Source organism: Amycolatopsis endophytica (assembly GCF_013410405.1).
Taxonomy (GTDB): Bacteria; Actinomycetota; Actinomycetes; order Mycobacteriales; family Pseudonocardiaceae; genus Amycolatopsis_E; species Amycolatopsis_E endophytica.
The window spans coordinates 2,010,898-2,033,596 of sequence record NZ_JACCFK010000001.1 but is presented as its reverse complement, the minus strand read 5'-3'; the positions used below and the strand labels follow the sequence as shown (position 1 = coordinate 2,033,596).

Genomic DNA, 22,699 nt, shown 5'->3' with positions numbered 1-22,699 from the left:
GGAAGGACGCAGATGCCCGAAATTCAGGGTTCACCCTGAGGCGTGACTTCCTTGCGCGCGCCGCGAGCGACGGGCATCGTGTCGGCCCGTGATGCCGAAACGTTTCGTCGCCGCGGTCCTGATCGCCGCCCTCGTCCTCCTCGGCAGTGGGGTCCTCGCGAGCCTGTTCGTGTAGGACGCCGATACTGGGCACCATGACGAACCTGCTGGAACCCGACGCCACCCGCCTGCCCGAGCGCGTGGACGCGCAGGCCGCGATGGACGCCGGCACCGATCCGACCGACGTGGCCGCCGAGCACCCCGACTTCAGCGAGGCCTGGGCCGCGCTGGCCGAACGGGCCCTGGAGGCGGACGAGTTCGTCCCCGCCTACGCCTTCGCCCGCACCGGCTACCACCGCGGCCTGGATCAGCTGCGCCGCGCCGGGTGGAAGGGCTTCGGCCCGGTGCCCTGGGACCACCGCCCGAACCAGGGCTTCCTGCGCGCGCTGGCCGCCCTCGCGAAGGCCGCCCAGCGCATCGGGGAAGCCGAGGAGTACGAGCGATGCCGGAAGTTCATCGTCGACTCCGACCCGGCCGCGGCAGTGGCGACCGGCCTCCAGTAGATCCGGACCATCATGCCCTCCCGTCTCCCGCCGCCACCGTCACCGGTGGCTGCGCGCCGCTGATCGATCCGCAGTTGCTGGGTGCTGTCCTGCCCGCGAACCGGCCTTCGAGCCAGGCGAACGCGGCGGGGTAGCCGGCGACGGCGCCACCGACGTGGGTCGGCACCGCGAGGGTGTCGAACCGGACGGTGGCGCCCTCGTCGCACCAGCTCCGCGCCATCGTCCGGCCCTGCTCGTAGGGCACGATGTCGTCGAGCGCGCTGTGCACGACGTACATCGGGACCGTGGGTTTTCCGAGTCCGATCCGCTGTTCCGCGACGACCGAGGCGTACGGCTCCTCGGCGAGGTACTCGCTGATCGGACGGCCGTCGACGGTCAGGTCCGCGGTGCGGGTGAACGCGTGCTTCACGACCGATTCGACGGTGCACTCGGTCTCGACCTGGGCTTCGAGCGCCTTGCCCCGGTCGTTGAGGACGTCGGTGATGTGCAGCTCCGGGTAGGCGTAGTTGACGCTCGCGACCGCGAACATCAGGAAACCGACCGCATAGGCGCCGTCGAGGCTGCGCCCGACCGCGGCGAGATCGGCCGGAACCGCACCGGCGTAGGCGCCCTGGAGGTCCAGTTCCGGAGCGTAGGACGGCTGCATCTCCGCGGCCGCGGCCGACGCGCCACCGCCCTGCGAGTAGCCGGCGATCGCGACGGGACCGTCGTCGGGCAGACCCGGCAACCGCTGTGCCGCGCGGATCGAGTCGAGGACGGCGTACCCCTCGGCCTTGCGGTTGACGTAGGTGTGCACGCCGGGCGTGCCGAGACCTTCGTAGTCGGTGACGACCACGGCCCAGCCGCGCGCCAGCAGACCGGCGATGAACGGGCCCTCGTACTCCTGCCCCGCGGCCAGCGCCTTCGACGGCGCGCACTGGTCACCGAGCCCCTGCGTGCCGGGCGCATAGGCGATGATCGGCCGCTCGCCGTCGCGCCACGGGGTCTTCGGCGTGAGGACCGTGCCGGTGACCGCGATGGGATCACCGTGCGTGTTCGTGCTGCGGTACATGATCCGCTGAACTTGCGCGGCGGCGGGAAGCAGCTTCACCGGGTCGAGGAAGAACTGGCTCGGCTCGTGACGGATGATGTCGCCGTTGTCACCTGGCAGGGTGGCAGGCGGAGCGTAGAAATCGCCGGTGGACGCGCCGGCCGGCACGGTCGTCATCGACAGCACGGCGACCGCCGCGGTCACGGTCGCCGCGAGCCGGCGATGCAGAAGGCGCATGAACGCTCCCCGGTGAGCTATTTTCCGACAGTCTTGTCGGAAAAAGAGTGGTGGTGAGGTGGCAGGCATGTCAATGCCCCGAAAGCGTGGCCCCGGCCGGCCCCGGAAGGTGCCGGTGGCCGAGCAGCGAACCCTCGTGCTCGCCGCGGCAAGCCACGTGTTCGCCACGAACGGCGTGCAGGGCTCGACGATCGAGCAGATCGCGCGCGAGGCGGGTCTGACGAGGCAAGCGGTGTACGAGCTGTACGGCGACAAGAACGCGATCTTCGAAGCCGTCGTCGCACAGGCCGAAGAGGACGCGTACGCGGCGATCGCCGCCGCCGGTGCGAGCGACGCCGAGCTCGACCTGAAAAGCTGGGCACGCAAGAACTACGCGACGCTGTTCGAGTTCGTCGCCTCGCACCCGGACGCGCTGGCGTTGTTCCAGGAGGCCGAGCGCGCCGGCAACCAGGCGCTGTCCCGGCTGCGGCAGCGACTGGCCCGCGTCTACACCGACGCGAGCGGCCAACGCTGGGCAGCCTTCGGAGTCGAACCGGGCCGCGCCGACACCGCGCTGGTGACGATGTACTTCGCGATGGTGGAATCGCTGGTCCGGCTCAACTGGGACGGCGACCCACCCGACCGCGACGCCCTGCTGGACCTGCTGACGGAGTTCACGATCGGCGGCGTGCTGCGGCTGTACAGCCAGGCGCCCGAGGTGATCGCGCGCGTGCGGTAGGACTTTTCGCGGGCGCGGCTCGGTACGCGGGGACGTCCAGGATGCGGGAGTGCGCGCCACTGAGGGGTGGTTTCCGTAGCGTCGAGGGCATGGCGGCGTCTCGGCTGGCGATCGTGGGGGCGGGACCGCGTGGGGTCGGCGTGCTGGAGCGGTTGTCGGCCAACGCGGCGGAGCTGCTGGGGCCCGCGGGACTCGTGGTGCACCTGATCGATCCGTTCCCGCCGGGCGCCGGGCGGATCTGGCGGTACGAGCAGTCGCCGCTGCTGCGGATGAACTCGATGGCCGAGGACGTCACGATGTTCACCGACGAGACGGTGACGATGGAGGGTCCGGTGCGGCCGGGTCCGTCGCTGTGGGAATGGGCACGGGAGGTGCGGTCCGGGCATGTGACCTACGACGTTCCCGCGGAGCTACGAGATGAGCTTTTCGCACTGCGCGGCACGTCCTTCCCGACGCGACGGCTGGCGAGCGCGTACCTGGACTGGGTCTACCGTGACGTTCTGTCTGGTATCCCGGACGGCATTCGCGTGATCGAACACCGGACGCGGGCGATCCGAGCCGACGAGACCCGGGTGTGGCTGGAAGGCGTCGACGAGCCGTTGCCCGTGGACGCGGTGGTCCTGACGGTCGGACATCTTGATGCCGAACCCGGTTCGGACGAGCGGGAGCTTGCGGAGTTCGCGGCCGAGCGCGGTCTCGCGTACTACCCGGCCGGTTACACGGCGGATGTCGACTACCGTGACGTCGCGCCGGGTTCGCCGGTGCTGGTGCGCGGGTTCGGGCTGGCGTTCGTCGACCTGATGTTGTTGCTGACCGAGGGCCGCGGCGGACGGTTCGAGGAGACATCGGGCGGTTTGCGGTACCGCGCCAGTGGTGCGGAACCGTTGCTGCACGTGGGTTCCCGCCGTGGCGTGCCGTACCACGCGAAGCCCGGTTACCTGTTGCGGGGCGGACCGCCCGAGTTGCCACGCTTCTTCGACCGGGCCAGGGTGGACGAGTTGCTCGCGCGGGAGCGGAACCTGGACTTCTTCGCCGACGTGTGGCCGCATGTCGCGAAGGAGCTGGCGTGGGGCTACTACAGCGAGCTGTTCACCGGGCACCCCTCCCGGGTCCGAATGCCATTCGGTGATTTCGCGCAGTCCTTCGCCGAGTTCTCCTGGGACAGCGCGGAGATGCGGGCCTTGGTCCGCCGGGCGGTACCGGAGGAAGAAGACCGCCTCGACCTGGAGCGACTGGACCATCCGCTGGCAGGCGTGTGGTGCGAAACGGCCGAGGAGTTCGGGAAGCACCTGAGGGCATACGTGGAAGCGGACCTGGCGCGACGGGCGAATTCGGCGTACAGCGCGGATCTGGGTGCGTTCATGGCTTTGTTGTCGGTGTACCAGCGGATGCCGGCACTCATGGCGTCGGGCAGGCTCGGTGTGTCCGATGTGGATGGCTGGTGGCACGGCTTTTTCAGTTATTTCGCGAGCGGTCCGCCGCCACGGCGCCTGCGGGAGTTGCTGGCGCTGCACCAGGCCGGGGTGGTTTCGTTCCTGGGGGCCGATATGCGAATCTCGATGTCGCCTTTGGACGGTTTCGTGGCTTCCTCCGGAAGTTTCCCGGGCACTGTGACAGCGCGAACGCTCATCGAGGCGCGCCTCCCGGAGCCGAGCGTCGCGCGAGCCTCGGACGAGTTGCTCGCGCAGTTGCGGCACGCCGGCGAGCTGGCCGAGGAACGGGTGCTGAACGTCCCGTCGGGCCGGATCCACACTCGCGTCTCCGACGGGCGGTTGCTCGACACCTCGGGACGGCCGCAATCACGGCGTTTCGCGCTCGGACCACACACGAGCGCCCGCTCGGCCGCGGCGTTCACGCGCCCCCGGACGAACGGCGCGTCCTTCCGGCAGAACGATGCCGCGGCACGGGAGATCCTGCGAGTGATCAGCGGAGGATGACGGTTCTGCCGGTTTGACGGGGTGTCGACGGGCCTGCCGCGCTGCGATGTGGCTGGCCCTGCCGAGTGGCGTGCAGCTGACCCGGCGGCGCGACGACGTGGCTGGCCCTGCGGCGCGGCGGTGACCGGTCCGTTCGGGCGCGAGTGGGTGGACAGTTCGTGGTCGGGGTGCGGTTGGAGCTTCCGCGGAGCGATGAACGGCCCGTTCATGCAGCAATGAGCCCTCACCCGCACGAGCCCGTCGCTCCGCGTACGAACGGGCCGTTCATCGCCGCAACAAAGGGCCCGTCGCACCCCACTCCGCACGCCGCCCACACTTCCCACGAGCGGTCCGCTCGCCCACCCGCGAACGGACCGTCACCGCCCCGCCGAAGGGCCCGCCACACCCGCTCTCCCTCACGAACGGACCGTTCATCGCCGCAACAAAGACCCTGTCGCACCCACGCACCCCACGAACGGCCCACTCGCCCACCCGCGAACGGACCGTTCATCGTCGGACGATTGATGTCGTGGTGGGAGCAGTTGGCACAGGGATTGGTGAACGGACCGTTCATCGAGCTGCGGTTCGGTCAGCCGCCCGGTTTCCGACGGTGTCGAAGGAGCCAGCCAGGGCCGTCGGGTGCCCGGACGGCGCACCACGGGAAGGGCGCACCACGGGAAGAAGGTGAAACGACAGGCCGCCGCCCGGCGTCCCGGCCGGCGGCCTGCCACCAGCTCGATGTGAACGTCCCGGTTGCAGTCGAGCTGGTGAACCAAGGATCCACCCCGCTCACAGGCACTTTCAGCCGGGGCGCGGCCCGCCGCGACGCGCAGGGATCCTCCGCGTCCGGGTGGACGGTTGCGCTGCACCCGCGGCGCGCCCACGGCCGAATCGGCTGGACAATCCATCGCAACGCCCAGCGACACCCCGTCGAGCAGGGGCAACACGCGGTGGCCCAGCCACTGAGCCGAAAGCAAGCAGCCCGGCCACGCACAACTGCCGTCGACAAACCGGTACGCACGCAACCCGACCCACTGACCGCGCAGCCCACCGCAACGTACAGCGACGCCCGTCGAGCTGGGGCGAGAAGCAAGCAGCCCGACAACCGCACCGCAACCGGTCGGCCGGATCTGGAACCAGCCGCGAAGCCCGGCCCAGCTGAGGCCAGGCCGGGCCAACGACCGGGCGTCAGGGGACCTGACCTAGCGAAGCGAACGGACCTCAGGCGACCGAACGTCCGGCTCAACCCGAGCGATTCAGCAGTGGTCCAGCATCTCCGTCAGCGCCGTCTTCTCCGCGCTGTTGATCGTCAGCTTCCATTCGTGCTTGACGTCGATCCACATCGACGCGTAGGTGCACCAGTAGCTCTCCAGCGGGGGCTTCCACTGGTCCGGCGACTTGTCCCCCTTGGCCTGGTTCACGTTGTCCGTCACGGCGATCAGCTGCGGATCGTCCAGATCGTTCGCGAAGGCCTCGCGCTGGGCGGTCGTCCACGCGGCGGCCCCGGTGCGCCACGCGGCGGCCAGCGGGACGACGTGGTCGATGTCCACATCGGACGATGCGGTCCAGGTTCCGCCGTCGTAGGGGCTCTTCCAGGTGCCGGACGTCGCGGCGCAGCTGGAGTCGGTCACCACGTCCGTGCCGTCGCGTTTCAGCACGACCTCGCGCGTGTTGCAGCTGTCGCCCTGGTCGTCCCAGTGCGGGAACTTCTCCCGCGAATAGCCGGTCGACGAGCCGTCCGCCCGGACGGTCAACCCGGCCAGTTCGGAACGGGCGGTGGACTCCGACGGGATGTTCGGCGGCTCGGCGAGCGCGGTTCCGGTCGCGAGACCGGTGCTGAGCACAGCCGAGAGGCCGACGACGATCAACGAGTTGCGGGCGATGCGGGAACTGGGCATGAGACCGCCTTCGGGTGATCTGTGGGGACCCCGCGAAGGTCGCGCATCAAGATGGCGAAAGCAATACCTGTGGGTGATTTACCGACGACAGTAGGTTAACCATCAGTAATCGCCATCAGATCTTCCGTGTGCCGGTACCAGGTACACCGGGTCACCGGCCGCGGATGCGCCACCCCGTCGCTCACCAGCTCCGCGGGATTGCACCCCAGCTGGAAGGCCCGGCCGGACACCGACGACGTCCGCCGGAGCAGGCCCCGCGTCACCTCCGCCCGCACTCCCTCCGGTCCCGGACGGACGACGACGGACCGTGCGGAACCACGCAGCGCAACCACGTCGTCACAGTAAGCCTCGCCGGTGACCGGACCGATCGTCGCCTCACCCATCAGAACGCCACCGCTGTCGTCTCGCACCAGCACGCGTGGACCGTTCGCGCCGTCGCGAGCGAGCGCCAACGCCTCCGCCGCCGAGGCGGGCAGCCCCCACAGGCGGGCCACGGGGGACGCGGGATCGACCGGGACGTATCCCACCGGCGTGTCGCCCAACCGGTTCTTCCGCATGATCCGCACCACCACCGCGGCGAGGTCCGCGTCGGAGCCGACGACGATCAGCGGCACCCCGGAAGTGGCCCCGAGCAGGGGATCCACGTCGCCGCGACCCGGACGGGCCGGTACTTCCCGCACGCCCGGCTCATTGCGAACGAGTGACGAACCAGACCCGCAAGCCAGCACCGTTCCCCGCGCCACCGGGTCCTCCGTTACGCTCATGCACCGGCATTTGCCTGCGCTGAATTTTCCTGTTGCCGAGTACCTGGAGTGTCACATGCCGGCCATCGTGCTCATCGGTGCCCAGTGGGGCGACGAAGGCAAGGGCAAGGCCACCGACCTGCTCGGCGACCGCGTCCAGTGGGTCGTCCGTTACCAGGGCGGCAACAACGCCGGTCACACCGTGGTGCTGCCGAACGGCGAGAACTTCGCCCTGCACCTCATCCCGTCCGGCATCCTCACGCCGGGCGTCACCAACGTGATCGGCAACGGCGTGGTCGTCGACCCCGGCGTCCTCCTCGACGAGCTGGACGGCCTGGAGAAGCGCGGCGTGGACACCGGCCGCCTGCTGCTCTCCGCCGACGCGCACCTGCTCATGCCCTACCACGTGGCGATCGACAAGGTCACCGAGCGTTACCTCGGCAACCGCAAGATCGGCACCACCGGCCGCGGCATCGGCCCCTGCTACCAGGACAAGATCGCGCGCGTCGGCGTGCGCGTGCAGGACCTGCTCGACGAGAAGATCTTCCGGCAGAAGGTCGAGGCCGCGCTGGAGTTCAAGAACCAGGTGCTGGTCAAGGTCTACAACCGCAAGGCGCTGGAGGCCGACCAGGTGGCCGACGAGGTGCTGGCCGCGGGCGAGAAGTTCGCGCACCGCATCGCCGACACCCGGCTGCAGCTCAACAAGGCGCTGGAGGCGGGCGAGACGATCCTGCTGGAGGGCTCGCAGGGCACGCTGCTGGACGTCGACCACGGCACCTACCCGTTCGTGACCTCGTCGAACCCGACCGCGGGTGGCGCGAGCGCCGGATCGGGCATCGGGCCGGGCCGCATCACGACGGTGCTCGGCATCCTCAAGGCCTACACCACGCGCGTCGGTTCGGGCCCGTTCCCGACCGAGCTGAACGACGCGATGGGCGAGCACCTGCGCAAGGCGGGCGGCGAGTTCGGTGTCACGACCGGCCGCTCACGGCGCACCGGCTGGTTCGACGCGGTGATCGCCCGCTACGCCACGCGCGTCAACGGCATCACCGACTTCTTCCTCACCAAGCTCGACGTGCTGTCCGGGCTGGAGCGCGTGCCGATCTGCGTCGGGTACGAGGTGGACGGCTTCCGCACCGAGGACATGCCGATGACGCAGACCGACGTGCACCACGCCGTGCCGATCTACGAGGAGCTGCCCGGCTGGTGGGAGGACATCTCGCACTGCCGGACGTTCGAGGAGCTGCCCGCGAACGCGCGGGCCTACGTCGAGCGGCTGGAGGAGCTGTCGCAGGCCCGGATCTCGGCGATCGGCGTCGGCCCGGGCCGCGAGCAGACCATCGTCCGCCACGAGTTCGTCTAGGCGAGGGCGGTTTTCGTCGGGGTCGGGTTGCGGAAGAGGTCGAGCACCGGGCAGTGCTCGTCGACCTGGCGCTTGAGGTTCTCGTAGGCCCCGGCGTCCGCCGGACCGTCCAGTTCGACCGTGACCCGGACGTCGGTGAAGCCGGGACGCGTCTCGTTGAAGCCGAAGAAGCCGTGCAGGTCGAGATCGCCGTCCACGGTGACCTTCACCGAGGTCAGCGGCACGCCGAGCTTCGCGGCCCAGAACTGGTACGTGATGACCTGGCACGAGCCCAGCGCGGCCAGCGCGTACTCGACCGGGTTGGCGGCGGTGTCCGTGCCGCCGAGCGGGGCCGGTTCGTCGACGTGGAAGGCGTGGTCGCGGACCCGCACCTCGACCCGGGTAGCGGTGCCGGGGACCAGGGTGTGGTCGACGGTGAACGAGACGGCGGCGTTGGCGGGATCGGCCGAAGCGGCTTCGCGGGTTCCTTCGATGACATCGTTGAGCGACATGGCCATCACCGTGGCGTGACGACACGGGGAAGCGCGAGGGCGTCCACGACCTGGGACGGGGAATTCCCGCTCGGACGCGCCCGTTCGCGATGATCATGAGCATCGGATTGGCACTGGCCACGAACGACCGCACCAACTACGTCGACGCCATCCTGGAGCAGGCGAAACAGGCCGCGGCCGACGGCGTGGGATCGCTGTGGTTCGGGCAGCGGTTCGACTACGACGCCACGGCACTGGCCGCCCTCGTCGGGCGCGAGGTGCCCGGGGTGCGGGTGGGGACATCGGCCATCCCGATCTTCGGGCGGCCTCCCCTGCTCGTGTCCGCCCTCGCCCAGACCGCGCAGGCGGCCACGCACGGCAACTTTCAGCTCGGTCTCGCACTCGGCGCGAAGAGGTTCGTCGAGGGCGGCTTCGGCCTGCCCTACGAGCGGCCGATCACGCGGCTGCGCGAGTTCCTGACCGTGCTGCGCGAACTGTTCACCACCGGCACCGCCGACTTCCACGGCGAGGTGCTCACCGCCGCACCGCCCATACCGACCGCTCTCGCCGGCGCCGAGCCCCCGCCTCTCCTCGTGGCCGCGATGGGGCCGCAGGCGTTGCGCGTCACCGGTGAACTCGCCGACGGCACACTGCCTTTCCTGGCCGGCCCGAAGACGCTCGAAACCGAGATCGTCCCGGCCATCACCGCGGCCTCGGCCGCCCCGCCGCGGGTGATCGCGTTCGTGGCCGGCGCGGTCACCAACGATGTCGAGCGGGTGCGCGCGAACGCCGTCGAGCAGTTGGCGTTCTACGAGGGCATCCCGTCCTACCAGCGGGTGATCGGGCTCGAGGGCGCGACGCGCGCGGGCGAGCTCGCGGTCATCGGTGACGAGGAAACGGTCGCGGCTCAGGTGCGGCGTTACTTCGACGCCGGGGCGACCGAGGTGGTGTTCATCCAGACCGACCTCGGCGGCGCGGAGGACCAGCGGCGCACCTGGGAATTCCTCGGCGGGCTCACGACAGACGTGACGTGAGCGTGTCGGACAGGGCGAGTTCCTCCAGGTCCAGCTCGCGAAGCACCTTGCGCAGCACCTCGTCGTCGAGTTTGCCCTCGGCGCGTTGTTCCAGCATGGTCTCGCGCTGCACGAGGAGCAGGTCGCGGCGGGCCTGGACGAACGCGGCGTGCGGGCTGGAATCCCGTTCCTCCGCGCTCAGGGAAATCGCCGCGACCGCGCCGCGGTAGCGGGACTCGACCAGTGCCCGCAGCCGTGCGCCCAGGCGTTCGGCCTTCTCCCGCGGGATGTCGAGCCGTTCGATCAGCTCGGGCGTCAGCTCGTCGAGGCGTTGCAGCGCCGCCTGCATCGCCGTCTCGCGGGCGGCCTTCTCCTCTTCCGCGTCCTGCTCGACATCGTCCTTGTCGTGCACGTCGAGCTTGCGGATCACGGAGGGCAGGGTGAGCCCCTGGATCAGCACGGTCCCGATGGCGACGACGAACGCGAACAGCTGGATCTCGTCGCGGCCGGGGAACGGCTGACCGGAATCGGTCACCAACGGCACACCGGCCGCGGCGGCGAGCGAGACCACGCCGCGCATGCCCGCCCACGACAACACGAGCAGGTTGCGCCACGACGGCCGGTCCCGCTCCTGGCCGAACAACCGGAAGGTCTGCGGCAGGTAGGCGCTGGCGAACACGTACGGGATCCGGATGGCGATCGCGACCACCAGCACCACCCCCGCCGCCAGTAACAACTCCCCGTTGCCGCGGGCGTTCGCGTTCGCGCTCTCCAGCACGAACGGCAGCTGCAACCCCATGAGGGCGAACACGAACGCTTCGAGCAGCACGTCGAAGGACGCCCAGATCGTCGAGTCCTGCACGCGCGTGGCCGGGCCCGCGTGCAGCGACCGGTCGCCGAGGTACAGGCCGGCGGCCACGACCGCGAGAACACCGGAACCGCTGAAATCGTGGGAAAACGGGTGCAGGTGCTCGGCCGTCACGTACACGGCGAACGGCACGATGATGCCGAAGACCGACTCCATCAGCGGATCGTCGAGCTTGCGCCGGATCCAGGCCACGATCACGCCCGCCGCGAGCCCGACTCCGATGCCCAGCACGGCCGCCACCAGGAACACGAGGAAACCGTGACCGAGCGATCCGGCGGCGCCGAGTACCGCGGCGAGCCCGATCTTGTACAGCGTCAGCGCGGCGGCGTCGTTGACCAGGCTTTCGCCGGTCAGCACGGTCATCACCCGCCGCGGTAACCGTTGCCTGCGCCCGATCGCGGCGGCGGTGACGGCGTCCGGTGGCGCGACGACCGCCCCGATCACGAACGCCGACGCGATCGGCAGGTCGGGCAGCAGGAGGTGCACCACGAACCCGACGACGAGTGCCGTCACGACGACGAGGATCACCCCGAGCCCGATGATGGGCCGGGCCGCGGCCTTGAACTGCGCGAAGGAACTCTCCCGCGCCGTCGAGTACAGCAACGGCGGCAGGACGAGGGTCAGGATGAGCTCCGGTTCCATCTGCACCCGGGGCATGCCCGGGATGAACGAGACGGCCAGCGCCACCACGACGACCAGCAGGGGCGCGGAAAGGTTGAACCGTCGCGCGACCGCGGTGAGACCGAGCGCCCCGGCGAGGACGCCCATCAAGGTCAAGAGCTCCATACGTGAATCCTTACCCCAGCGGGAGGATTTCCACCCGGCGAGCACGCCGCGTGCCGCGCCGGAACGGGGACTCGCGGTCAGGTGAGGGTGGACAGCTTGTGCGTCAGCACCGAGCGTTCGCGGGCGTTGCCGCACAACCGCACCGCGCGTTCCCATTCCGCGCGGGCCTCGGCGGCACGGCCGAGGCGGGCCAGCAGTTCACCGCGGACGCTGGGGAGCAGGTGGGACGACGCCAGCGGGCCGGTGGCCAGCGCGTCCACGAGCGGCAAGGCCGCGGCCGGACCGGAGGCCATCGACACCGCCACCGCGCGGTTCAGCTCCACCACCGGCGACGGCGCGAGACGGCCGAGCGCCTCGTAGATGAGCACGACGCGGTCCCAGTCCGTGGCCTCCACCGACTCGGCCACGGCATGGCATTCCGCGATCGACGCCTGCAGACCGTAGGCGCCCAGGCCCCGGCCCGCCTGGGAAGCGCGCGCCAGTGCGGCCCTCCCGCGCGTGATCGCGGCCCGGTCCCAGCGACCCCGGTCCTGGTGCTCCAGCAGCACCGGCTCGCCATCCGGGCCGGTTCGGGCGGGGAAGCGCGCCGCGGTCAGTTCGAGCAGTGCCAGCAGACCGTGCACCTCCGGCTCGTCCGGCATCAGCCGCGCCAGCACGCGTGCCAGGCGCTGCGCCTCCCCGGCCACGTCGAACCGGATCAGCTCGGCACCGGAACTCGCCGTCGAGCCCTCGGTGAAGATCAGGTAGACCACGTTCAGCACCGACCCCAGCCGGGCGGAGCGCTCGTCCGGCGGCGGCACCTCGAACGGCACCCCGGCCGCGCCCAGCGACTTCTTCGCCCGCGTGATCCTGGCCTGCACGGTGGCCGTCGGCACGAGGAACGCCTTCGCGATCTCGTCGCTGGTCAGACCGCCGACCACGCGCAGCGTCAACGCGATCCGCGCCTCCCGTGGCAGCACCGGGTGGCACGAGACGAACATCAACGCGAGCACGTCGTCGTCGATCTTCTCCGGATCCCAGTCCTCGACGAACTCCTCACCCGTCGCCAGTACCGCGTACTTCTCGTCGAGGGCGGAGCGGCGGCGGAACGCGTCGATCGCGCGCCGCCGCCCGACGGTGAGCAGCCATCCGGCCGGGTTGCGGGGCACGCCGTCGCGCGGCCAGGTCACCAGCGCTTCGGCCAGTGCCTCCTGCGCGAGGTCCTCGGCCAGCGCGAAATCGCCGGTGTAGCGCGTGAGCGCACCGACGATCCGCGCCGACTCGATCCGCCACACGGCGGCCACGGCCTCCCGGCCGGACGGGTCCGTCACCTCAGAGCTGGCCGGTGGCCTCACGCCACGCCCGCTCCTTCTGGATCCACGGGTTGTCCTGCGGGAACTCGTCGATCGTGGGGACCCGCCGGATCTCGGTCTTGAAGCCCTGGCCGCTCGCGGGCAGCCGCTTGGCCCACTCGATCGCCTCCTCCTTCGAGGCGACGTTGAGCAGGTAGAACCCGCCGAACAGCTCCTTCGTCTCGCCGTAGGGGCCGTCGGTGACCACGGGCGGCTCGGACGAGTGGTCGACGACGACACCCTGTGCCGCGTCGTCGAGCCCCTCCGCGGCCAGCAGCACACCGGCCCGGATCAGCTCCTCGTTGAACTTGCCCATGGTCGCGAGCATCTCGTCGAAGTCGACCTCACCCATGTTCGCGAGGGCCTCGTCGGTAGCGCGCATGATCAGCATGTACTTCATGGCCGTGTCTCCCTGGTTCGTGTGCGGGCCCCGTGCGGCCCCGTTCACCCCTGGGTCGAACGGGACGGGCAACGGATCGACAGATCTCCGGAAAAAAAACTTCAGTGCATCATCACGGCGGGCGGCGCGGTGCCGTCCTCGCTGTCCTCCGCGGCGGGCTGGACCGGCTTCCTCGGCAGGAACAGCGCCGGGATCAGGCACAGCGCCACCAGGACCAGCGTCCAGGTGAACGTCGAGGCGAAGGCGTCACCACTGGCCACGGCCGCCGCGTCGTGGGTGGCCGGGTTCATCACCGCGGCCGTCGCGGCGAGCTGCCCCTGGCTGGTCGGCACGCCGAACTTCCCGGCGAGCAGGCTGGCCAGGATGATCGACACGATGGCCGAGCCGATGGCACCGGCCGTCTGCTGCACGATGTTCATCGCCGACGAGGCCCTGGCCACCGTGCGCTGGGTCAGCGTCTGCAGCGCCGCCGTGGAGATCGGCATCATGCTCATGCCCATGCCCAGACCCATCACGAACAGGGCGGCCAGCAGCAGCCCGTACGAGGTGTCGGCGCCGACCTGGGTGAACACCGCGACGCTCGCGATGATCAGCACCAGCCCGGGCAGCACCACCTTGCCCGCGCCGATCTTGTCGACCAGCCTGCCCGCGATCGGCATCGTGATCATGGCGCCGAAGCCCTGCGGCGCGAGCAGCAGACCGGCCTGCAGCGCGCTCTCGCCACGCACCAGCACGAAGTACGTCGGCAGGATCAGCATCGAGCCGAGGAAGGCGATCATGAACAGCGTGATCGTCACCATCGAGATGCTGAACGTGCGGTTGCGGAACAGGGTCAGGTCGATCAGCGCGTTGGGAATCTTCAACGACCGCACCACGAACGCGACGACCAGGACGAGCCCGATGATCCCCGGCAGCCACACGCTGGTGGCGCCGACCCCGCCGTGGTGCGGGATGTTCGCGACGCCGTAGATCAGCGCGGCCAGACCGGGCGAGAGCATCAGCATGCCGGGGAAGTCGAACTTCTCCGTCGGGCGCGACTGGTCCTTCGGCAGCAGCTTCCAGGCGAGCAGGAACGCGATCACGCCGATCGGCACGTTGATGTAGAAGATCCAGCGCCAGCTGACCGCGTCGACCAGCCAGCCGCCCAGGATCGGGCCACCGATCGGGCCGAGCAGCATCGGCACGCCCAGCACGGCCATCACGCGCCCGACGCGGTGCGGGCCCGCGGCCTTGGTCATGATCGTCATGCCCGCCGGCATCAGCATGCCGCCGCCGAGGCCCTGCAGGACGCGGAACACGATCAGCGATTCGATGTCCCATGCCGCACCGGCCAGCGCGGAACCGACGAGGAAGAACCCGATCGCCAGCATGTAGAGCCGTTTGGTGCCGAAACGGTCGCAGGCCCAGCCGGTGACCGGGATGACCGTGGCCAGCGCCAGCATGTAGCCGGTGACGACCCACTGGATGGTGTCGAACGAGGTCTGGAACTCCAGCGTCAGCGCCTGGATCGCGACGTTGACGACGGTGGTGTCGAGGATCGCCATGACGGCGCCGAGCACGACGACCGCGGCGACCTTCAACACCGCACCGTCGAGTTTGTCGGCTGCCGGTCTCGGCTCCGAAGTGGTGGTCATTGCGTGGCGTCCGTCCCAGGTCGAAAAGTCTCATGGAATGACCACAGGAGGAAAACCCCGAACAAAAACCGCAAATCCCCCTCAGTCTTCGTCGAGACTAGCCGGGATATCAGGCCTGGCGCCAAATATTTCGGGGTCGTTCGCGCACAGCACAACGACGGACACGGCCCGTGGTCACGACGAGCCGCGTCCGTCACTGTCGAGTCAGGACCTGACGGCGATCAGCGCGGTGTCCGGCTGGTCGGCGAACAGCCCGTCGATCCCCGTGGCGAGGAACGCGTCCAGCTCGGCGAAGATGTCGCCCCACGCGGACGGGTCTTCGGACGAGCGCAGGTTCGCGGGCAGGAAGCTGTTCTCGTTGCGGAAGGTGTAGGGCACGACCTGCAACCCGGCGTCGTGGGCGTCGCGTACGAGGGAGGTCGGCGTGCCGAGCGTGCCGTCCGCGTTCCGCGGGATGATCTGGTTCTTCTCCGGGCTCAGGTAGTCGGCGTAGGTGGAGATCTCCTTGAGCCCGGCAGGCGTGACCAGGTCGGCGTACGTGCGCTTGTCGCCGTTCGCGACGAAATCGGCGGGCGCGCCGGTGGCCGAGGTGAGCTGCACCAGCGGCACCTTCACCTGCCTGCTCAGCGCGACCAGGTTGGACACCTCGAACGACTGGATCACCACCGGCGCGGTGCGCCTGTTCAGCCCGTTGCGGTTGAGGATGTCGACCAGCTTCGGCTCGGTCGGGTTGCCGATCGAAGCGAAGTAGGTGGAGTGCTTGATCTCCGGGTAGGTGCCCAGCGTGCGGTGCAGTTCGCGGCCGAGGCGCTTCGTGAGGTCCAGCACCTCCTGGTAGGTCACGATCCGCCAGCGGCCGTCGTAGATCGTGTTGTCCGGGCGGATGTCCGGGATGCGCTCGGTGGCGCGCAGGGTTTTGAGCTCGGCGAGGGTGAAGTCCTCGGTGAACCAGCCGGTCAGGCTCACACCGTCGATCACCTTGGTGGTCCGGCGGTCCGCGAACTCCGGATGCGACGCGACATCGGTGGTGCCGCCGATCTCGTTCTCGTGCCGGGCGACCAGCTGACCGTCCCTGGTCGGCACGAGGTCGATGTCGACCCAGTCGGCGCCCTGGCGGTAGGCCAGCTCGTAGGAGGCCAGCGTGTGCTCCGGCCGGTAGCCGGGCGCGCCCCGGTGTCCGACGACCACTGGTTCGGCACGCTCCTTGTCAGCCGGGGCGGCTTGGCTCGCACTGGTGACACCGGCGGTACCGGCCAGGAACAGACCGGCCAGCGCCAGGGCCGCGAGTCGCTTCCGCACGTCAACCTCCCGAGGGGATGAAGGGGATCTCCGCGCCACTCTCACCGCCGCGGGCTACGACTGCCACACGGGCGGGGGTCGGGTGGCTGGCGGGCGGGTAAACGGACAGTGCCGCATACGAACGTCTACGCTCAGGACCTGTGCGCGTCCTCGTAGTCGGGTCCGGTGCCCGCGAACATGCCCTGCTCCTCGCCGCGTCGCACGACCCGGCCGTCACCGCGCTGGCCTGTGCGCCCGGCAACGCCGGGACAGCGGGTCTGGCGGAGCAGCTCGGCGTCGACGTGGCGGACCCGGCCGCGATGGCCGAGCTGGCGCAGAGCTGGCGCGCCGACCTCGTGGTGATCGGTCCCGAGGCGCCGCTGGTCGCCGGCGCCGCGGACGCCGTCCGCAAGGCGGGAATCGCCTGCTTCGGCCCGTCCGCTTCGGCAGCGCGGATCGAGGGCTCGAAGGCATTCGCCAAGGACGTGATGGCCGCCGCGAAGGTGCCGACGGCGCGCAGCGAGATCGTGGACAACCCGGCCAAGCTCGACGAGGCGTTGTCCCGCTTCGGCCCGACCTGGGTGGTCAAGGACGACGGGCTGGCCGCGGGCAAGGGCGTCGTCGTCACGCGCGACTTCGACGCGGCCCGCGCGCACGCGATGAAACTGCTCGACGGCGGTCACCCGGTGCTGCTGGAGTCGTTCCTCGACGGGCCCGAGGTGTCGCTGTTCTGCCTGGTCGACGGCCGCACCGTGGTGCCGTTGCAGCCCGCGCAGGACTTCAAGCGCGTCGGCGACGGCGACACCGGCCCGAACACCGGCGGCATGGGCGCGTACACGCCGCTGCCGTGGGCGCCGGAGAGCCTGGTCGACGACATCGTGCGCGACATCGTCCAGCCGGTGGTCGACGAGCTGGCCGCGCGGGACGCCGAGTTCTCCGGCCTGCTCTACGCCGGTCTCGCGATCACCTCCGACGGTCCGCAGGTCATCGAGTTCAACTGCCGCTTCGGGGACCCGGAGACGCAGGTCGTGCTCGCGCTGCTGGCCACCCCGCTGGCGGGGCTGCTGCACGCCACCGCCACCGGCACGCTCGCCGGGCACCCGCCGCTGGAGTGGCATCCGGGTTCCGCGGTCACCGTGGTGATCGCCGCCGACGGCTACCCTGGCGTGCCGCGCGCCGGGGACGTCATCACCGGCGCCGAGGCCGAGGGCGTGCTGCACGCGGGCACCCGCCGCCGCGACGACGGCGCCGTGGTCTCGCACGGTGGCCGGGTGCTGTCCGTGGTCGGCACGGGCGACGACCTCGACGCGGCCCGCGCGCAGGCGTACGAGCGGGTCGCCAAGGTGCACCTGTCCGGCTCGCACCACCGCACCGACATCGCGTCGCGGGCCGCGCGGGGCGAGATCGCCGTTCCAGGCGCTTCGGCGAACCACAGCCCGAGCTGACACCGGAGTTGGTAGCCTTCTCACCGGAACTGGTCGGCTACCGTCCGCACCCGGGGGGTTCGCGAACATGGCAGAGGACGACCTGCGGGGTGCCGGCCAGGGCCTCGCACCCACGCTCGGCGCGCTCGGCGCGAGCGTTCCGGGAGTGCCCCGCGCCCAGGACCTGCAGGTCGACACGGACAAACTGCTGCTGGTCGCCAGGGTCGTCAACGAGCAGGCCGACGCGCTCGACGACCGCATCCGGCAGAAGCTGGCCGACCTGACCATCAGCGCGCCGGCGCAGGACGTCGTCAGTACCACCGCGGTCGACGCGTGGAACCGGCTGGTGGCCCGCGGCGACACCTCCTACGCGCTGCGGGTGCAGAACTACGTGTCGAACCTCCGTGATCTCGCCATCCAGCTGCGGCAGGCCGCCCAGGCCTACCAGGCCGGCGAGGAGGAAAAGGTCACGGCGCTCGGGGATCGCGGTGCCGGCCCTGCCTAGGACCGTGCTCGCCGCGGTGCTGCTCGTCAGCGGCTGCACGTCGACCGTGTCCGGGCTCGCGGGTCCGGGCACGCGCCCCAGCCAGGCTCCGGAACTGCCCGCCCGCGCCCGGGAGCTGGCGGTGACGGGCATCGACCCGTGTGCCCTGCTGACACCGGCCCAGCTCGACGCGCTCCAGGAGAACGGTGCGCCGCGGCTGGTCGACGAGGACAGCACCCGAGACGGGCCGACCTGCGCTTTCGACGTCGACGCCACGCGGCCGACCTACACGTACTACCTCGAAGTCGTCGACGTCGGCATCGAGGACTGGATCAGCGGTGACCACCGCGAGACCGGCATGATCCAGCGGCCCGCCGACGTGCCCGGCTTCCCCGCACTGGTCAACTACGCGCCCAGCGACGGGATCCAGGACTGCGAAACGCTCGTCGGCGTCGCCGCGGGCCGGACGCTGCGCGCCCAGATGGCACCCGACGACCGGTCCTTCGACCAGCGACAGCTGTGCGACATGGCGACGAACGTCGCGAAGCTGGCCGTCCAGACGCTCGAAACGCTGAAGTGAGGTGTGGTGTGGCCACGTTCGACAGCAGCAACCACGACATCCCGACGCTCGTCGCGAAGCTCGCCGACCAGCGGTTCGACGGCTACCAGCCGGAACAGCTCGCGCGGGTCGTGGAACAGTTCCGCGACGGTGCGGGCACGACGAGCATCACCGAGGCCGTCGAAGCGCTCAGATCGATCTCCGGCGCGCTCGCCGGGACCGAGGAGGCGCTGCGGACGCAGCTGCGGGCGCTCGGGGTGGAGTGGCAGAGCCGCGCGGGTGACCAGGCGTCGTCGGTGGTCGCGCGGGAGGCCGGGTTCTCCGCCGAGGCCACCGCGAAGGTCGACCAGGCCGCGCGGATGATGTTCGAGCAGGCCGAAGCCTTCACCCGGACCCGCAACAAGCTGCCCGCGCCGGAGGACCTGCGCAAGGCGGGCAGCTACGACTTCGGCGACACGGTGTTCAGCCTCTTCGGCTTCGAAACCGACCACGCCGCGGACGTGCGGACCGCCGAGGAGGCCAGGGCGCAGGCGGTGGACGCGCTGAACGCCTACGCCCACGACAGCGGCGGCTACCTCGGCGCGACGTCCACAGTGGAGGCTCCGGCCCCGGTCGACCTGTTGTCGGCGCCGGGTTCCGGGGTGGTCTCCGGGGTCGGCGGGGCCGTCCCGACCGTTCCGGACACCTCGACCACGCAGGCTCAGGGCACGAAGGACGTGACGCCCGCGGTGGCGCCGGTGGACACCCCGACCCCGGCGATGGGCGTGCCCGCGCCCGGTTCGGCCGGTGTGGCCGCGGCGGGCGCGGCTGGAGCACGGCCGGGCGTGACGGGACCGTCCGGCGCTGTTGGCGCGCCCGCGCCCGGTGGGCGCGTGGCGCCCGGACCGGGCGGTGCCGGACCGGGCGGTGGTTCCACGGGCGCCGGGGCGGCGGAGCGCGGCCCGTCGGGCGGCCGAGCCGGGGGTGCTTCGCCGTCGGCCTGGGGCGTCCGTGGTGGCGCGACCGGCTCCGCCGGGGGCGTGGGTGAGCAGGCCGGTCGTGGCGGTGCGGGAGCGGCGAACCGCTTCACGACCGGTGGCATTGGCGGCGCCGCCCGTGGCGGGGCAGGCGGCGCGGGTGGCCCCGGCGGTGCCGGTGGTGGCGCGGCAGGCGGCGCCGGTGGTACGGGCGGTGGTGGCGCGGCAGGCGGCGCCGGGGGCGCCCCGCGTGGCGTGCCGACCGCGGCGGAGGAAGCGCTGGGCAAGGGCCGCGCCGCCGGGGCCGTTCCGCCCTCGGGCACCTCACCCACCGCCGTCGGACCGGGGTTCGCGGCCGTGCGCGGGACTTCGGGGATGAGCGGGTTCGCCGAGGCGGCGCCCGCGCTCGGGGCCGCCGGGGCCGGTGGCGCGCTGGCAGGCGAGGGCGAGCGACCGAACCGCGTGGGCCGGAACACCGCGGGCAACCGCATCCACCAGATCCCGGTGGGCGACCTGCCCGAGGAGGAGGAAGCCCGGCTGTCGCGCCGTGGCGGGCACACCCCCGGCACGGGGACCACCCGGTCGATCCTGGAACCCGCCGCGCCCCAGGACGGCGACGAGGACAGTGTGCGGCGCTTCGGGGTCGAGGACGAAGACCTGTTCGCCGACCGCCGCGACGTCTCACCGGACACCATCGGCGAGCGATGAGCCTCGTCCTGACCACGCTGGAGTTCGACGTCCTCTGGCAGAGCCTGCGGCTGCCGCGCGCCCACCCGGCGTTGCGCGTGCCCAGCGCCGGACAGACCCACGGCGAGCGGCGGCACCTCGTCGACCGCGCCTGGGGCCTGCTCGCCGACCGGGGTCTGGCGCGCGGGCGGCGTGCCGTCGGCGAGGTCGTCGACATGGCGGCCCTGCTGGCGAACCCGCAGGTGTCGATCGACGTGTGGGTGTGGACGGGCCGGGAAATCCGTGGCCTCGCGGTGAGCAACGGGAACCAGGCGGTGCTCGCGGTGGTCGACTCGGGTGAGGTGTGGCTGATCCCCGCCCGCCCGAACGCGCTCGCCGAGTCGGCGGTGTCGGTCGCGGGCGAGCAGCCCGCCGGGGTCGGCCACTCGGTCAGCCTGCCGCACAGCACGCTCCGGGCGGCCGACGCGGACGCCAAGGGGGACCCGAAGGCGCTGGTCACGGCGCTGGAAGACCGCGGCGTCGAGCTGTGGGAGGCGCAGGAGCTGGCCGGGATGCTGGTCGGGATGACCACGCGCGGGCAGTTCGGCGTCGAGCGGCAGGGCCGCCGCGCGGGCCGCGTCGTCGCGTTCTACGACACCGACGCGGGCCGCTACCTGGTGCAGGTGGGCGGGCAGGACTGGGCCACCGTGGCGCCCGCGGACAACCAGCTGCTGGTCAGCCGGATCGGGGAGCTGCTCGACGAGGCGTGAACCACCGGATGGTGGAACTTGCCGGAAACCGCGTACGGGCCGCGATGATCGTCCTACAGTGAGCCACGTGCCTGAAAGCGATCCGGACTCGTTGGAGCAGGTGGCCGGGCAGGTCGAGGCCATCCACGAGCAGTTCAAGAAGACCAAGGACGGGGTCACGGGCGTGACCGGCGAGAACCCGTTCGGCGCCATCAAACGCCCGGACGAGCTCGAGCCGGGCGAGCACCCGTCCGAGGGCATGGTCGACGCGCTGGGGACGTTGCGCGACGGGGTGCACAAGCAGTTCGACGCCGCCGCCGAACTGATGACGTCGACCGGCGGCGCCCTGCGGGACGCGGCACGGGCCCTGCGCGAAACCGACGACGCGGCGCGGGACAGCCTCACCGTCAGGGACGGAAGCCTGCAGGTCTGACATGGTTGCCGCACCGGGCATGCCGCCCGAATGGAACGACGTGCAGACCCGCGCGCAGCAGGTCGACAAGCTGAACCCGGCGGGCATCCAGTCCGTCGCGGACCAGTTCACGCAGGCGTCGAAGGACTCGGCCGACCATTCGGTGGCGCTGCGCAACGCGACGGCGGCCCTCGACGGCGGCACGTGGACCGGTCCGGCGGCCGACGCGTTCTTCGCCTACGTCAGGCAGATCGGCGACGCGGGCCGGAGGGTCAACGACCACCTCGACGAGGTCGCCCGCGAGATGTCGAACCTGCAGACCTCGCTGGCCGACATCAAGGGCCAGGTCGACACGATCCGGCAGCAGGCGCAGACGGACATCGACAAGGCCAACTCGGACGCCGTCACCCAGGCGAACGCGGCCGAGGCGAAGGAACGCGAGGTGTCCGAGGGCAAGGAGGGCGCGACGATGCCCTCGCCGACGTCCGCCGAGATCATGGCCGCCAACGCCCGCACCACGAGCGGCATCGCGACGGGCGCGCGGGACGCGATTCAGGGCCTGCTCAACGGCGCGAACGACCAGATCAACCGGGTCATGGGGCTGGTGCGCAAAGACGTCGAGGGCGGGTACGCGTCGGTGCCGCCCCTGGGCGGCAAACCGAAGTCGTCGAAGAGCACCGGTGGGCTGAGCGGCGGCGGTGGTGGGGGCGGCGGTGGCCTGGGTCCGAGCGGCGGTCCGCCGAGCACGCAGCCGCCGGGCAACGTGCGGCAGTGGATCGAAGAGGCGATCCGCATCCTGCAGGCGGCGGGCATCCCGGTGACGGAAGCCGACATCGACAAGATCTGGACGATCATCGAGAAGGAGTCGGGCGGCGACCCGAACGCGATCAACCTGTGGGACAGCAACGCCGATGCCGGGCATCCGTCCAAGGGGCTGATGCAGTGCATCGACTCGACGTTCAACGCGCACAAGCTGCCCGGTCACGACGACATCTACAACCCGGTGGACAACATCATCGCCGGGGTCCGGTACACGTTCGACCGGTACGGCGGGTTCGCCGGGCACCCCGGCCTGAAATCGATGGCGAGCGGCGGCGGCTACCAGGGCTACTGACGGCACCGATCCGCCACCTGATGTTCACCCCGCGGAAGAAACCAGCGG

21 protein-coding genes are annotated in these 22,699 nt (G+C 70.8%); 12 read left to right on the top strand and 9 right to left on the bottom strand.

Annotated elements, in window-relative coordinates; genetic code table 11:
• Window positions 1–194 precede the first annotated feature (194 nt).
• On the top strand, window positions 195–602 hold the full coding sequence (locus tag HNR02_RS10130; RefSeq protein WP_179772893.1) for a DUF3151 domain-containing protein: 408 nt from the start codon (window positions 195–197) through the stop codon (window positions 600–602).
• A 10-nt stretch (window positions 603–612) separates the two neighbouring features.
• Here HNR02_RS10130 and HNR02_RS10125 read toward each other — a convergent pair whose 3' ends face one another.
• Window positions 613–1,869, bottom strand: a complete 1,257-nt coding sequence (locus HNR02_RS10125) for a lipase family protein (RefSeq protein WP_179772892.1) — start codon at window positions 1,867–1,869, stop codon at window positions 613–615.
• A gap of 67 nt (window positions 1,870–1,936) precedes the next feature.
• Here HNR02_RS10125 and HNR02_RS10120 point away from each other — a divergent pair, with 67 nt between their 5' ends.
• Complete coding sequence (locus HNR02_RS10120) at window positions 1,937–2,587, top strand: TetR/AcrR family transcriptional regulator (protein WP_179772891.1); 651 nt, start codon at window positions 1,937–1,939, stop codon at window positions 2,585–2,587.
• Window positions 2,588–2,676: 89 nt separating this feature from the next.
• A complete protein-coding gene (locus tag HNR02_RS10115) occupies window positions 2,677–4,524 on the top strand; it encodes an FAD/NAD(P)-binding protein (RefSeq protein WP_179772890.1) in 1,848 nt (615 codons plus the stop codon).
• 1,235 nt (window positions 4,525–5,759) lie between these two features.
• Here the strand turns inward: HNR02_RS10115 and HNR02_RS10110 are convergent.
• Together HNR02_RS10110 and HNR02_RS10105 are read right to left on the bottom strand one after the other, a co-directional pair.
• Entirely contained in the window at window positions 5,760–6,401 is a 642-nt protein-coding gene (locus tag HNR02_RS10110; RefSeq protein ID WP_179772889.1) for an HNH endonuclease family protein, read from the bottom strand.
• A gap of 95 nt (window positions 6,402–6,496) precedes the next feature.
• Complete coding sequence (locus HNR02_RS10105; protein ID WP_312860963.1) at window positions 6,497–7,081, bottom strand: hypothetical protein; 585 nt, start codon at window positions 7,079–7,081, stop codon at window positions 6,497–6,499.
• A gap of 139 nt (window positions 7,082–7,220) precedes the next feature.
• Between HNR02_RS10105 and HNR02_RS10100 the strand changes: the two genes are divergently transcribed.
• A complete protein-coding gene (locus tag HNR02_RS10100) occupies window positions 7,221–8,507 on the top strand; it encodes an adenylosuccinate synthase (protein ID WP_179772887.1) in 1,287 nt (428 codons plus the stop codon).
• On the opposite strand, the gene HNR02_RS10095 is transcribed toward HNR02_RS10100, so the two are convergent.
• On the bottom strand, window positions 8,504–8,998 hold the full coding sequence (locus tag HNR02_RS10095) for an OsmC family protein (protein WP_179772886.1): 495 nt from the start codon (window positions 8,996–8,998) through the stop codon (window positions 8,504–8,506). The two genes, HNR02_RS10100 and HNR02_RS10095, sit on opposite strands and share 4 nt — an antisense overlap.
• Window positions 8,999–9,093: 95 nt before the next feature.
• Here HNR02_RS10095 and HNR02_RS10090 point away from each other — a divergent pair, with 95 nt between their 5' ends.
• Window positions 9,094–10,011, top strand: a complete 918-nt coding sequence (locus HNR02_RS10090) for a TIGR03564 family F420-dependent LLM class oxidoreductase (protein ID WP_179772885.1) — start codon at window positions 9,094–9,096, stop codon at window positions 10,009–10,011.
• On the opposite strand, the gene HNR02_RS10085 is transcribed toward HNR02_RS10090, so the two are convergent.
• The 5 genes from HNR02_RS10085 to HNR02_RS10065 form a co-directional block, all read right to left on the bottom strand.
• Entirely contained in the window at window positions 9,992–11,644 is a 1,653-nt protein-coding gene (locus HNR02_RS10085) for a Na+/H+ antiporter (protein WP_179772884.1), read from the bottom strand. The two genes, HNR02_RS10090 and HNR02_RS10085, sit on opposite strands and share 20 nt — an antisense overlap.
• A gap of 77 nt (window positions 11,645–11,721) precedes the next feature.
• A complete protein-coding gene (locus tag HNR02_RS10080; protein WP_179775827.1) occupies window positions 11,722–12,954 on the bottom strand; it encodes an RNA polymerase sigma factor in 1,233 nt (410 codons plus the stop codon).
• Window position 12,955: 1 nt separating this feature from the next.
• Window positions 12,956–13,375 carry a YciI family protein gene (locus HNR02_RS10075; RefSeq protein WP_179772883.1) on the bottom strand — a complete coding sequence of 140 codons (420 nt, stop codon included), beginning with the start codon at window positions 13,373–13,375 and terminating at the stop codon, window positions 12,956–12,958.
• Window positions 13,376–13,476: 101 nt separating this feature from the next.
• Window positions 13,477–15,009: a DHA2 family efflux MFS transporter permease subunit gene (locus HNR02_RS10070; RefSeq protein WP_179772882.1), complete on the bottom strand. Its 1,533-nt coding sequence runs from the start codon at window positions 15,007–15,009 to the stop codon at window positions 13,477–13,479.
• 204 nt (window positions 15,010–15,213) lie between these two features.
• Window positions 15,214–16,308, bottom strand: a complete 1,095-nt coding sequence (locus tag HNR02_RS10065; RefSeq protein ID WP_312860962.1) for a glycerophosphodiester phosphodiesterase — start codon at window positions 16,306–16,308, stop codon at window positions 15,214–15,216.
• A 140-nt stretch (window positions 16,309–16,448) separates the two neighbouring features.
• On the opposite strand from HNR02_RS10065, the gene purD reads away from it, so the two are divergent.
• From purD to HNR02_RS10030, 7 genes are all read left to right on the top strand, one after another.
• Window positions 16,449–17,732 (top strand): phosphoribosylamine--glycine ligase, encoded by a 1,284-nt coding sequence (gene purD / locus HNR02_RS10060; protein ID WP_179772881.1) that lies wholly within the window; start codon window positions 16,449–16,451, stop codon window positions 17,730–17,732.
• A gap of 67 nt (window positions 17,733–17,799) precedes the next feature.
• The gene (locus HNR02_RS10055; RefSeq protein WP_179772880.1) at window positions 17,800–18,216 is read left to right on the top strand and encodes a hypothetical protein; all 417 of its coding nucleotides are present in this window, start codon (window positions 17,800–17,802) and stop codon (window positions 18,214–18,216) included.
• The gene (locus HNR02_RS10050; protein WP_179772879.1) at window positions 18,200–18,775 is read left to right on the top strand and encodes a DUF3558 domain-containing protein; all 576 of its coding nucleotides are present in this window, start codon (window positions 18,200–18,202) and stop codon (window positions 18,773–18,775) included. The genes HNR02_RS10055 and HNR02_RS10050 overlap by 17 nt, the downstream gene beginning before the upstream one ends.
• Window positions 18,776–18,783: 8 nt before the next feature.
• Complete coding sequence (locus HNR02_RS36070; protein WP_179772878.1) at window positions 18,784–20,418, top strand: PPE domain-containing protein; 1,635 nt, start codon at window positions 18,784–18,786, stop codon at window positions 20,416–20,418.
• Entirely contained in the window at window positions 20,415–21,146 is a 732-nt protein-coding gene (locus HNR02_RS10040) for an ESX secretion-associated protein EspG (protein WP_179772877.1), read from the top strand. Before HNR02_RS36070 ends, HNR02_RS10040 begins: the two co-directional genes overlap by 4 nt.
• A gap of 67 nt (window positions 21,147–21,213) precedes the next feature.
• A complete protein-coding gene (locus tag HNR02_RS10035; protein ID WP_312860961.1) occupies window positions 21,214–21,558 on the top strand; it encodes a hypothetical protein in 345 nt (114 codons plus the stop codon).
• 1 nt (window position 21,559) lies between these two features.
• Window positions 21,560–22,651, top strand: coding sequence for a transglycosylase SLT domain-containing protein (locus HNR02_RS10030; protein ID WP_179772875.1), 1,092 nt, complete (start codon window positions 21,560–21,562; stop codon window positions 22,649–22,651).
• Window positions 22,652–22,699 lie beyond the last annotated feature (48 nt).

Coding starts and splice junctions, on each gene's coding strand:
- HNR02_RS10055 (WP_179772880.1), top strand. CDS start 17,800: ATGGCAGAGGACGACCTGCGGGGTGCCGGCCAGGGCCTCGCACCCACG.
- HNR02_RS10090 (WP_179772885.1), top strand. CDS start 9,094: ATGAGCATCGGATTGGCACTGGCCACGAACGACCGCACCAACTACGTC.
- HNR02_RS10095 (WP_179772886.1), bottom strand. CDS start 8,998: ATGTCGCTCAACGATGTCATCGAAGGAACCCGCGAAGCCGCTTCGGCC.
- HNR02_RS10070 (WP_179772882.1), bottom strand. CDS start 15,009: ATGACCACCACTTCGGAGCCGAGACCGGCAGCCGACAAACTCGACGGT.
- HNR02_RS10130 (WP_179772893.1), top strand. CDS start 195: ATGACGAACCTGCTGGAACCCGACGCCACCCGCCTGCCCGAGCGCGTG.
- HNR02_RS10085 (WP_179772884.1), bottom strand. CDS start 11,644: ATGGAGCTCTTGACCTTGATGGGCGTCCTCGCCGGGGCGCTCGGTCTC.
- HNR02_RS10110 (WP_179772889.1), bottom strand. CDS start 6,401: ATGCCCAGTTCCCGCATCGCCCGCAACTCGTTGATCGTCGTCGGCCTC.
- HNR02_RS10120 (WP_179772891.1), top strand. CDS start 1,937: ATGTCAATGCCCCGAAAGCGTGGCCCCGGCCGGCCCCGGAAGGTGCCG.
- HNR02_RS10030 (WP_179772875.1), top strand. CDS start 21,560: ATGGTTGCCGCACCGGGCATGCCGCCCGAATGGAACGACGTGCAGACC.
- HNR02_RS10100 (WP_179772887.1), top strand. CDS start 7,221: ATGCCGGCCATCGTGCTCATCGGTGCCCAGTGGGGCGACGAAGGCAAG.
- HNR02_RS10075 (WP_179772883.1), bottom strand. CDS start 13,375: ATGAAGTACATGCTGATCATGCGCGCTACCGACGAGGCCCTCGCGAAC.
- HNR02_RS10115 (WP_179772890.1), top strand. CDS start 2,677: ATGGCGGCGTCTCGGCTGGCGATCGTGGGGGCGGGACCGCGTGGGGTC.
- HNR02_RS10125 (WP_179772892.1), bottom strand. CDS start 1,869: ATGCGCCTTCTGCATCGCCGGCTCGCGGCGACCGTGACCGCGGCGGTC.
- HNR02_RS10040 (WP_179772877.1), top strand. CDS start 20,415: ATGAGCCTCGTCCTGACCACGCTGGAGTTCGACGTCCTCTGGCAGAGC.